Source organism: Pseudarthrobacter sp. AG30 (assembly GCF_003116525.1).
Classification (GTDB): Bacteria; Actinomycetota; Actinomycetes; order Actinomycetales; family Micrococcaceae; genus Arthrobacter.
Genome location: NZ_QEHL01000022.1, coordinates 65,986 through 76,464, shown reverse-complemented (window position 1 = coordinate 76,464; position 10,479 = coordinate 65,986). Strand labels below are relative to the sequence as shown.

The following is a 10,479-nucleotide window of genomic DNA, read 5'->3' as shown; positions in this document are numbered from 1 at the left end:
TTACGGCGGTCATAGCGTGGGGGAAACGCCCGGTCCCATTCCGAACCCGGAAGCTAAGACCCACAGCGCCGATGGTACTGCACCCGGGAGGGTGTGGGAGAGTAGGACACCGCCGGACACACATTGGTCGAGGCCCCAACCAAACGGTTGGGGCCTCCCACATTTAACACCACCACCACCCACCACACGACCACGCCAGCTCACCCCCCACACGTAACCCGCAACCCCCGCTCACATCTTGCAAGCAGTCGACTTGCGTCCGCTCACCACTGCCATCCAAAGATGCAACCCGCGCTAATACCGACGATAACGATCGGGTGCCCGCGGGTAGAGTTGTTGCCCATGAGCAGCATCTTCAGCCATGCCCAGGACCCCTTCGAGGCGGATGGAAAGCCCGGTGCCGATTCCCTGGACCCGGTGGTCAACGCGGTGGTGGTGCCCGGACCTATCGCCCGGGCATTCGCCGGTTTCACAGACCACACCCACCTCTGGTGGCCGCTGGAGCCGTACGGAGTCTACGGGGCAGGGTCCTATGTCGAATTCGAAGAGAACCTGATTCTCGAGACGTCAGACGACGGACGGACCAGCATCTGGGGGACCCTTGATGACTGGCAGCCGCCGCTCTCCTTCCACGCCACCTGGCACCCCGGCACCACTGCAATGTGGTCCACCGAGCTTCTGGTGGCCTTCCGCGCGGTTGACGGGGACACGGAGGTCCGGGTCGTCCATGACGGCTGGGAGGGCGCCGAGGACCCTGCCGCCGTCAGGGGACATTACCTGCAGGCCTGGCCCGTAATCCTCGACAAGTACGCCCGCTTCATGGGCGCCGCAGACCCAGCAAACTAGTTCAGGGCCGGCGGTACCGCCGTGCTGGTTCGGATCAGGAACTCGGTCGGGTACTCCTGGTCCTGGACCTGTGCAGCCGGCTTGCCGCCGTCGGAATCCTTGCCTGCGTTCAGCAACGCCAGGGCGGTCGTGGCCGCCAGGTTGCCTTGCCCGCGCGGATCCTGCTTGATGGTGGTGAGTCCAAACGTCTCGCTGAGATCGTGACCGTCCATACCCACGACCGAGAGATCTTGCGGGATCTGCAGGCCGAAGTCGCGCGCCGCAAGCATAATCCCGATGGCCATCTCGTCAGACGCGGCGAACACAGCGGTGGGTCGTTCCGCCGCTGTCCCCAGCAGCCGGCGTCCCACGGCGTACGCGCCCTGGATGGTGAAGTCCGCATTGACCACCCACTCGTCCCGGACAGGCAGGCCTGCCCCGGCCATGGCTGCGGCAAAGCCTTTCTGCCGGAGTTTGGGAAGCTTGAAGTCCCGGTTCAGCCCCGCGTCCCCGGTGATGTGCGCAATCCGGGTATGGCCAAGCCGGATCAGGTGGCCGGCCGCGTCCCTGGCAAGGCCTTCGTCATCGATGCGGATGGTGGAGGCGCCCCTCAAGACGCCGCCGATGCCCACAATGGGACGATGCACCGCCAGCAGCTGGCCTATTTCGTCCTCGCGAAGGACCAACGCCACTGCGATGACGGCGTCCAGGCGCTTGCGGAGCAGGAAGTCGTTCAGGATGCTGCTGCGTCGCTCAGGTTGCTCCCCCACGTTGTACAGGGTGAGGTCGTACCCGGCGTCCAGCAGGGTCTCCGAAACCCCTTCCAGCACGGAAGAGAAATACCAGCGCTGTACGTTGGGCACCACCAGGCCAATATTGCGGTTGCGGCCCGACGCCAGGCTTGATGCGTGGTACGACGGAACGAACCCCAGCTCCTTGGCCGCCTCCTGCGCCAGCCGGCGGCTCCTTGAGGAGACATTGGACTTGCCACTCAGCGCCCGCGAAACGGTGGCCACGGACAGGCCGGCACGGCTGGCAACTTCTTTGATGCCTGCCAACGTCAGTCTGCCGTGGTGGCAGGTCCAAGCTGCAACCAGGCAGTCTCGCCGGATGCGAGGGCATGGCCCGTGGACCCCGGCAGGCTGCGAAGGAGGACGTGGCCGGACGGCATCTCCAGCGGCTCATGGTTCAGGTTCATAAGCACCAGCGTAGTGCCGTTCACATAGCCGAGGGAGGATCCGGTGCACCAGTCTTCGGCCCATGACAGGGATCCCCGGCCCAGATCGAGCTCCCGGCGCCGCGCCAGGGCTTCACGGTACAGGGCCAGGTGCGACGACGGTGACTCCGCCTGCACGTCACGGGCAAGTTCCGCGAAGGACGACGGAATCGGCAGCCAGGGATCGCTCCCGGAGCCGAATCCCAGGTGCCGGTCGTCGGCCCGCCAGGGCAGCGGAACGCGGCAGCCGTCGCGGCCAAGGCGCTGGCCGTTGGTCCGGGCGAAGGTCGGATCCTGCCGCAGATGGCCGGGGATGTCGATGCCGTCAGGCAGCCCCAACTCTTCTCCCTGGTAGAGGTAGGCGGCCCCGGGAAGCCCCAGCATGAAGAGTGAAGCGGCCGCTGCTCGACGCCGTCCGAGGTCCTCGTCCGGCTGGGGATCGCCGGTACCGATGCCGTCGCCGTCGCGCGGGCCGTGGCCGTTGTAGCCAAACCGGCTGGCATGCCGGACTACGTCGTGGTTTGAGAGGACCCACGTGCTCGGGGCGCCGACGCCGTCCAGGACGGTCAGTGAGTCCGTGATGACCGACCGCAGCCGGTAGACATCCAGTCCGGCGTGGAGGTAGGGAAAGTTGAACGCCTGGTGCATTTCGTCCGGCCGGACCCAGTGGGCCAGCCGGTGGAGGTCAACACTCGCCTCGGCGCACAGAATCCGGTCCGGGCCGTATTGGTCCAGGATCTGCCGCCATCTCCGGTAGATGTCGTGGACGGCGGGTTGACCGAACATTGGTGCCTCATGGCCCGGGTAGCCGTCGCTGCTGCCGCCGTCGGCACGTCCGCCCCATGCCGGCAGGCCCGGTGCTTTGACCAGCGCGTGGGCCACGTCCACCCGGAAGCCGGAGACGCCACGGTCCAGCCAGAACCGGAGCACCCGTTCGAATTCTGCATGGACCGCCGGGTTGTCCCAGTTGAAGTCCGGCTGGGAGGAGTCGAAGAGGTGCAGGTACCACTGGCCGGGCCCGCCGTCAGGTTCCACCACGCGCGTCCAGGCCGGACCGCCGAAGTGGGACTGCCAGTTGTTCGGAGGTTCCTGGCCTTCCGGGCCGGTCCCGTCCCGGAAGATGAACATGTCCCGCTCGGGGCTTCCGGCTGGCGCTGCAAGGGCTGCCTGGAAAGCCGGGTGCTGGTCCGAGCAGTGGTTGGGTACCAGGTCAACGATGACCCGCAGCCCGAGCCGGTGCGATTCTGCCATCATGACGTCGAAGTCGCCCAGGGTGCCGAAGATCGGGTCCACGTCGCAGTAGTCGCTGACGTCGTAGCCTGCATCGCGCTGCGGTGACCGGTAGAAGGGCGAGAGCCAGACGGCGTCCACGCCCAGGCTTGCCAGATGCGGCAGTTCCTCGGTGATCCCGGCCAGGTCGCCCACGCCGTCGCCGTTCAAGTCACGGAACGAACGGGGATAGACCTGGTAGATCACGGCGGACCGCCACCAGCCGGGAATGGCGTCGGCGGCGTGGATAAGCGTCAATGGACCGGCAACGCTTGCAGTGTCCTGGGTCACAGTTTCGACAGACATGACAGTCAGCATAACGGCTGGAACCGATTTAAATGAAAACGCTTCCATAACGTCCAGGCGAGCTGGTTGGGGGCTTAAGAGGGCGTAACGCGCCATAATCTGGAAGCGATTTCAAAGCCCGGACTACCGGACCGGTCCGGCGGACGGCGCCTAGACTTGGTGGATGTGTCCGACGACGGGTGGAGGGTTTGTGGGAAGCATTGTTGAGGATCTGGAAGCCGTCTTGGCGCCCGGGCAGCTGGATCGCGGCGAGGCTGCGCTCCACCGCTACGCCATTGACCAGGCACCGGTCTTGGACTTCCAGCTACCCCTGGCCGTCGTGTTCCCCGAGTCAGTGGCCGATGTCCAGGCGGTAGTGCGGGCCTGCGTGGCCGTGGGAGTGGCGATCGTACCGCGCGGTGCCGGTACAGGAGTGTCCGGCGGGGCGCACGCCACCAGGAACTGCGTCGTCCTCTCGCTGGAGCGGATGAACAGGATCCTTGCCCTGAACCCGGACGACGAAACTGCCGTGGTTGAGCCGGGCGTGGTCAATGCCGTCCTCAACGAGGCCGCCGCGGTGCACGGCCTCATGTACGCCCCGGACCCCGCAAGTTTCCGCAGCTCCACCATCGGCGGCAACGTAGCCACCAATGCCGGCGGCCTTCGCTGCGCCAAGTACGGGGTCACCAGGGACTCGGTCCTGGCCTTGGACGTCGTGCTGGCTGACGGCTCCCTGATCCACACCGGCCACCAGACCTTCAAGGGCGTGGCGGGCTACGACCTCACAGGCCTCTTCGTGGGGTCCGAAGGAACACTTGGCATCGTCGTCGGAGTCACGGTGCGATTGAAGTACCTGCCCCGGGAAGTCCACACCGTTGCTGCGTTCTACCCGGACTTCCGGCTTGCCGCCGCAGGGGTCCTGGCCGTGGGCAAAGCGCGCGTCCAGCCCGCCATCATGGAATTGCTCGACGGCGGCACCCTGGCCCAGCTCGATGACATCCACGGATCGGACCTCACGGCACGCGGAAAGTCCCTGCTCCTGGTTCAGACAGACGGGTTTGGAGCTGCCGCCGAAGCAGACGTTGTGCGCCAGGTCCTCAAGGCAGGCGGTGCCACGGTCACCACCGAGGCCAGCGCCGAAGCGGAACGGCTGGTGGAGCTCCGGCGTCACAGCCGGGGCACCGAGGTGGACGATGAATTCCGGGTGGGTGAAGACGTTGCCGTGCCGCGGTCCCGGCTGGTGGACTACGTGGCGGCGCTCGAGGCCCTCGCAGCCACCCAGCGGGTGCACCTCAAAGTGGTGGCGCATGCCGGTGACGGCAACCTGCACCCCACCTTCTGGATCGACCGGCAGGGGGACACTGTTGACGCCGATGCGATGAAACGCCTCCAGGCTGCCTTGGATGAGTCGATCACGGCGGCGTTGGCCATGGGCGGCACCATCACGGGGGAGCATGGCATAGGCCAGTACAAGCTGCGCTGGCTGGGCCAGGAGCAGCCCGAGCCGGTCCGGGAACTGCAGCGCCGGATCAAGGACTTGTTCGATCCTGCGGGAATCCTCAATCCGGGGAAGGCGATCTAGGGTCAGTCGTCCGAGTCCGGGTATTCCTCGTCGGACTCATCGGCGCCGTACCGGGATTCCTCGCTTTCCACCTCAAGGATCTTCAACATCTCGGTGTCGGGGTTCAGCATGATGGCGGCCTCGTCCCGCCGGTGCCGGAGGATCGAGTCGATGTAGGACTGTACGGCCTCGGCCAGCGGGATGTGGCGTTCCTGCTTTTCCGACATGTACCAGCGGTGTTCCAGTACTTCGTGGACCACCTCGGCGTGCTCCAGCTTGCCGGAAAGATCGCGCGGGATGGAGCGGACAATGGGCTCGAAGATCTGGCTCACCCACAGGTGGGCGCTGTATTCCTCGTCCATCTCCGGATTGTTGTCCGCCCGGAAGGAATCCATGTCGTTGAGGAGCCGGCGGGCCTGGTTTTCCTGCGCGTCCAGGCCGGTAAGCCGCAACAGCCGGCGCTGGTGATGTCCGGCATCAACCACTTTGGGCTGCAGTTGGATGGTCGAGCCGTTCTGCGTGGTCTTGATGGCGTATTCCTCGACGTCGAAGCCGAGTTCGTTCAGGCGCCGGATCCGGGCTCCCACCCGCCAGCGTTCGCCGAGTTCGAAGGATTCCTTCTCCGTCAGTTCCGCCCACAGCCGCCGGTAGCTGTCCATGATCAGCTCACTGGTGGCGACCGGGTCCACTTTCTCCTCGATCAACCCGCCATCGAGCAGGTCCATGAGCTCACCAGCGATGTTCACCCGGGCTATCTCAAGGTCGTATTCGCGCTGGCCCGTGGACAGGTCCGGGTAGAGCTCGCCCGTTTCAGCGTCCACCAGGTAGGCGGCGAAAGCACCGGCGTCACGGCGGAACAGGGTATTGGAAAGGGAGACATCGCCCCAATAGAAGCCGATGAGGTGCAGCCGGACCAGCAGGAGGGCCTGGGCGTCGATGAGGCGGGTCAGTGTGTCCTTGCGCAGCATCTGGGAAAACAGTGCCCGGTAGGGCATGGAGAACTTCAAATGGCGGGTCACCAGCACCGGATTGAGCGGGCGCCCGTCCGGGGTGGTGCGTCCGGTGATCACGGCCACGGGCTCCACGCAGGGGACATCCAGCCGGGCCAGCTTGCGGAGCATGTGGTACTCGTGGCGGGCCACATGCTCGGATGTTTCCTTAATGGCGATGACCGAGCCGCCCAGGTGGGCGAAGCGCACGATATGCCTGGAGATACCGCGGGGGAGTGCGGCCAGGTACTGTGCGGGCCACTCCTCCAAGGCAATGTGCCACGGCAGGTCCAGCAGTTCCGGGTCGGCCGCTGCGGCCGTGATGTTCAGCGACGACGCTACCGAGGCCGCCTTGTTGTCGTCGGCGCTGGCCGCCACGAACCGCGGCAGTTTACCGATCTGCGCGTAGTCGGTGGGTTCGTCGTGCCACTGGGCGCTGTTTTCCTCGGTCATGGGTCAATTCTTCCGTACGCAGGGCAAGGACGATAAATCTTCGTTAAAGGCCGACGGCGGCCCGCACCTTGATGAAAGGGTGCGGGCCGCCGTCGGTTCCGTGGCTAAGGCCGCTGAGTGCCGGTGGATGGGCCCACGCCGGCAGGGTTCCCTGGCCGAAGCGAAGCTAAGGCCGGTGGGTGGGGACTAGTCGCCCAGGCGCAGGCCGGTCTTGGTGTCGAACAGGTGCACGTGGCCGGACTGCGGACGGACGTAGATGACCTCGCCCTTCATCGGAGGACGGCGGCCGTCGACGCGTGCCACGATGTCGTGGTCCTTGCCGTCGAGCGTGGTGTGTCCGTAGACGTAGGCGTCGGCGCCGAGTTCTTCGACGACGTCGACCTCAACCTTCAGGCCCTCACCCTGCGGAGCGGTTTCAAGGTCTTCGGGACGGGAGCCCAAGGTGACCGTGGAGCCGTGCGCCTCTTCGAGGACGTCGCGCGGCACGGGGTACACGGTGCCGCCGAACTGCACGCCGCCGTCGACGACCGGGAGTTCCAGCAGGTTCATGGCGGGGGAGCCGATGAAGCCGGCAACGAAGACGTTCTTGGGACGGTCGTAGAGGTTGCGCGGGGTGTCAACCTGCTGCAGCAGGCCGTCCTTCAGCACTGCCACGCGGTCGCCCATGGTCATGGCCTCGACCTGGTCGTGGGTCACGTAGACGGTGGTGACGCCCAGGCGGCGGGTCAGCGATGCGATCTGGGTACGGGTCTGGACGCGGAGCTTCGCATCCAGGTTGGACAGCGGCTCATCCATGAGGAAGACCTGCGGGTTACGGACGATTGCGCGGCCCATGGCAACGCGCTGGCGCTGGCCACCGGAGAGGGCCTTCGGCTTGCGGTCCAGGTACTGCTCAAGGTCGAGGAGCTTGGCGGCTTCACGGACTCGCTCAGCGCGCTCTTCCTTGGAGACGCCGGCGATCTTGAGGGCGAAGCCCATGTTGTCCGCAACAGTCATGTGCGGGTACAGGGCGTAGTTTTGGAAGACCATGGCGATGTCGCGGTCCTTCGGCGGCACATCGGTGACGTCGCGGTCACCAATGAGAATGCGGCCTGCGTTGACGTCCTCAAGGCCTGCGAGCATGCGCAGCGAGGTGGACTTACCGCAACCGGAGGGTCCAACGAGGACCAGGAATTCGCCATCGGCGATGTCGATGTTGAGCTTGTCGACGGCGGGCTTATCTGTGCCCGGGTACAGACGCGTAGCGTTATCAAAAGTAACTGTAGCCACAGTTATCAATCCCTTCACCGGCAGGTACGTGCCGGACGATCCGTTGTGAATGGTTCATGTTTATTCAGTTGTGTTCCAGCAAAGTGCTCCGGGTCATTGCCCGGAGCACCCAATGACGCCGCACGGTGTTTGTGCGCCACATCACATCAAAGAGTATGCCAGAGTGGGCCGTCTTTTGCGTAAATGTTACGAACGTCACATGCGGCGTTGGTCACTGCCCTAGCCGGAGGCGGCTTCGGGGTCTTCTTCAGCCACGGCGATGCTCCGCTCCTGCAGCAGCACCTCCAGCAGTTCGGCGATGTGCACAGGTGCTTCCACCCGGTACTGGGCCTGGGTGAAATCAAGGCCCACCTTGACCCCGACGTCGCCCGGCTCCAACCGGCCGAAAGCGTCCTCGTCCGTCACGTCGTCGCCGGCGAACAGGACGGCTGTGGCCCCGGTGGCCTGCCGAAGGAAGGCGACGCCTTCGCCCTTGGATGCGTTCACCACCGAGGTTTCCAGGACACGCTTGCCCTCCTTCAGGAACACCCCCTTGCGGTCCTGCAGCGACGCCCGGGCGGCCGCAACGGCGTCCTCGGCGACGTCGTCGTCAGCCTGGCGGGTGTGCAGGACGACGCCGGCGGGCTTGTCCTCCAGGGACGTTCCGGGAGCCTCTGCCACGATCTCGGCCAGCACCGACCGGACGTCGGCGAGAAGCGCTTTCTGGTCCTCCTCCAGCGCCAGCTCAGTGGAACCGGGTCCCAGCCACGCTTCGGCGCCGTGGCTTCCGATGAGAAGGGTGTCCACCGGCGGCGACGCAACCTGCCGCAGGCTGGCGAGGGCACGGCCCGAGATGAGTGCCGTCGTCGTCCGTGGAAGCACCGCAAGGCCGGCGAAGGCTGCTGCCGAGCGTGGCAGCGGCCGCGCGTCCTGAGCGCTGTCCACGATGGGAGCCATGGTGCCGTCGAAGTCCATGGCCACCAGCAGGTGTGCGGTTCCGGCGATCCGGCGCAACGCTTCCCTCAACTCGGGGGTCAATGCCAGCTGCCGCTTGGTGGGGCGGCCTTCAGGAGTCATCGCGAACCACCTTTTCGTTCAGTGCGCGCAGGAAGTCCGCGGACCAGTGGTCGACGTCGTGGTCCAGGATCTGGCGGCGCATGGACCGCATGCGGCGCGAGGCTTCCCGGGGCGTCAGTTCCACCGCGTTCATGATCGTGTTCTTGAGCCCTGCGATATCGTGCGGGTTGACCAGGAGCGCCTGCTTGAGCTGGTCCGCTGCACCCGCGAATTCGCTCAGGACCAGGGCGCCGTCGTTATTGTTCCGGGCGGTGACGTACTCCTTGGCCACCAGGTTCATCCCGTCCCGGAGGGCGGTGACGAGCATGACGTCCGCGGCCAGGTAGAGGGCCACCATTTCCTCCACCGGGTAGCTGTGGTGCAGGTAACGGACCGCGGTGTTCTCAAGGGTGTCGTAGGTGCCGTTGATGTGGCCCACGGTCCCTTCCACCTCCTCGCGGAGCAGCCGGTACTGTTCCACCCGCTCCCGGCTGGGCGATGCCACCTGGATCAGTGTGGCCTCGCCAACGGTGAGCCGGCCGTCTGCCAGGAGCTCTTCGAAGGCCTTCAGCCGGTGGCGGATGCCCTTGGTGTAGTCCAATCGGTCCACACCCAGCAGGATGGTTTTCGGGTTGCCCAGGTCCTGCCGGATCTGCCGGGCCCGTTCGATGATTTCTGGCCTGGCGGCGAGCTCGGTGATCTGCTTGACGTCGATGGAGATCGGGAAGGCCTGCGCCCGCGCAATGTGCGTGATCAGGCCGTCCTGGCCCTTGACGTGCACCTGCTGCTGCTTGACGCTGGCACCGAGGAACCGGCGGGCGGACCGCATGAAGTTTCCGGCGTCGCTGACGCGTTGGAAGCCCACCAGGTCCGCACCGAGCAGGCCGTCGATGATGGCCTGCCGCCACGGGAGCTGGGCAAAGATTTCCGGCGGCGGGAACGGGATGTGGTTGAAGAACCCGATCCGGAGATCGGGCCGCGCTTCGCGGAGCATCCGCGGAACCAGCTGCAACTGGTAGTCCTGGACCCAGACGGTGGCGCCGTGGTCCGCGTACCGCACCACGGCGTCGGCGAACCGGCGGTTGACCTTGCGGTAAGCATCCCACCAGGCCCGGTGGAATTCCGGCGGAGCGATGACGTCGTGGTAGAGCGGCCAGAGGGTGGCGTTGGAGAAGCCTTCGTAATACAGCTCCACGTCGTCCGTGCTGAGCTGTACCGGGACGAGGTCCATCCCGCCATGGCTGAACGGCTTGACGGTTTCGTCAGGTGCTCCGTGCCATCCAACCCATGCGCCGTCCGTCTTGGTCATCATCGGTGCGAGGGCAGTCACCAGTCCGCCGGGGGACCGCCGCCAGCCGGATCCGTCGTCACCCCCGTCGGCGGGCGCCACGCGGTCAACCGGCAGCCGGTTCGAGACCACCATGAAGTCGTACTTCGTGTGCGCGGCATGGCTGGAATCCGTACCTGCGGCCTGTGCCGTGCCGGCGGGTTTTTCCTGGACGGGTGTTTGCATTGCGGCCCCCTGGGGTTGCTTGTGCCTCTAAGCCACACTAGCCGGACGGAATCATCGGGGCTAT

The 10,479-nt window shown here is 65.7% G+C and carries 8 protein-coding genes and 1 rRNA gene; 3 read left to right on the top strand and 6 right to left on the bottom strand.

Features of this window, described 5'->3' with window-relative positions; genetic code table 11:
• The first annotated feature begins 1 nt into the window (after position 1).
• A 5S ribosomal RNA gene (gene rrf, locus DC347_RS18045) occupies positions 2–118 on the top strand.
• 224 nt (positions 119–342) lie between these two features.
• The gene (locus tag DC347_RS18040) at positions 343–846 is read left to right on the top strand and encodes a hypothetical protein (RefSeq protein WP_018762098.1); all 504 of its coding nucleotides are present in this window, start codon (positions 343–345) and stop codon (positions 844–846) included.
• On the opposite strand, the gene DC347_RS18035 is transcribed toward DC347_RS18040, so the two are convergent.
• Together DC347_RS18035 and DC347_RS18030 are read right to left on the bottom strand one after the other, a co-directional pair.
• Positions 843–1,883, bottom strand: a complete 1,041-nt coding sequence (locus DC347_RS18035; protein ID WP_109863923.1) for a LacI family DNA-binding transcriptional regulator — start codon at positions 1,881–1,883, stop codon at positions 843–845. The two genes, DC347_RS18040 and DC347_RS18035, sit on opposite strands and share 4 nt — an antisense overlap.
• 2 nt (positions 1,884–1,885) lie before the next feature.
• Positions 1,886–3,616 (bottom strand): glycoside hydrolase family 13 protein, encoded by a 1,731-nt coding sequence (locus DC347_RS18030; RefSeq protein WP_240617846.1) that lies wholly within the window; start codon positions 3,614–3,616, stop codon positions 1,886–1,888.
• A gap of 190 nt (positions 3,617–3,806) precedes the next feature.
• On the opposite strand from DC347_RS18030, the gene DC347_RS18025 reads away from it, so the two are divergent.
• Complete coding sequence (locus tag DC347_RS18025) at positions 3,807–5,177, top strand: FAD-binding oxidoreductase (protein WP_109863921.1); 1,371 nt, start codon at positions 3,807–3,809, stop codon at positions 5,175–5,177.
• 2 nt (positions 5,178–5,179) lie between these two features.
• On the opposite strand, the gene DC347_RS18020 is transcribed toward DC347_RS18025, so the two are convergent.
• The 4 genes from DC347_RS18020 to DC347_RS18005 form a co-directional block, all read right to left on the bottom strand.
• Positions 5,180–6,598: a DUF4032 domain-containing protein gene (locus DC347_RS18020; RefSeq protein ID WP_109863920.1), complete on the bottom strand. Its 1,419-nt coding sequence runs from the start codon at positions 6,596–6,598 to the stop codon at positions 5,180–5,182.
• A gap of 186 nt (positions 6,599–6,784) precedes the next feature.
• On the bottom strand, positions 6,785–7,867 hold the full coding sequence (locus DC347_RS18015) for an ABC transporter ATP-binding protein (protein WP_018762103.1): 1,083 nt from the start codon (positions 7,865–7,867) through the stop codon (positions 6,785–6,787).
• Between the two features lie 219 nt (positions 7,868–8,086).
• On the bottom strand, positions 8,087–8,923 hold the full coding sequence (otsB, locus tag DC347_RS18010; RefSeq protein ID WP_018762104.1) for a trehalose-phosphatase: 837 nt from the start codon (positions 8,921–8,923) through the stop codon (positions 8,087–8,089).
• A complete protein-coding gene (locus DC347_RS18005; RefSeq protein WP_018762105.1) occupies positions 8,913–10,415 on the bottom strand; it encodes a trehalose-6-phosphate synthase in 1,503 nt (500 codons plus the stop codon). The genes otsB and DC347_RS18005 overlap by 11 nt, the downstream gene beginning before the upstream one ends.
• Positions 10,416–10,479: the final 64 nt, after the last annotated feature.

What these genes read in the sequence shown, in the direction of transcription:
- DC347_RS18040 (WP_018762098.1), top strand. Translation starts at nt 343, where the DNA reads ATGAGCAGCATCTTCAGCCATGCCCAGGACCCCTTCGAGGCGGATGGA.
- DC347_RS18020 (WP_109863920.1), bottom strand. Translation starts at nt 6,598, where the DNA reads ATGACCGAGGAAAACAGCGCCCAGTGGCACGACGAACCCACCGACTAC.
- DC347_RS18030 (WP_240617846.1), bottom strand. Translation starts at nt 3,616, where the DNA reads ATGTCTGTCGAAACTGTGACCCAGGACACTGCAAGCGTTGCCGGTCCA.
- otsB (WP_018762104.1), bottom strand. Translation starts at nt 8,923, where the DNA reads ATGACTCCTGAAGGCCGCCCCACCAAGCGGCAGCTGGCATTGACCCCC.
- DC347_RS18005 (WP_018762105.1), bottom strand. Translation starts at nt 10,415, where the DNA reads ATGCAAACACCCGTCCAGGAAAAACCCGCCGGCACGGCACAGGCCGCA.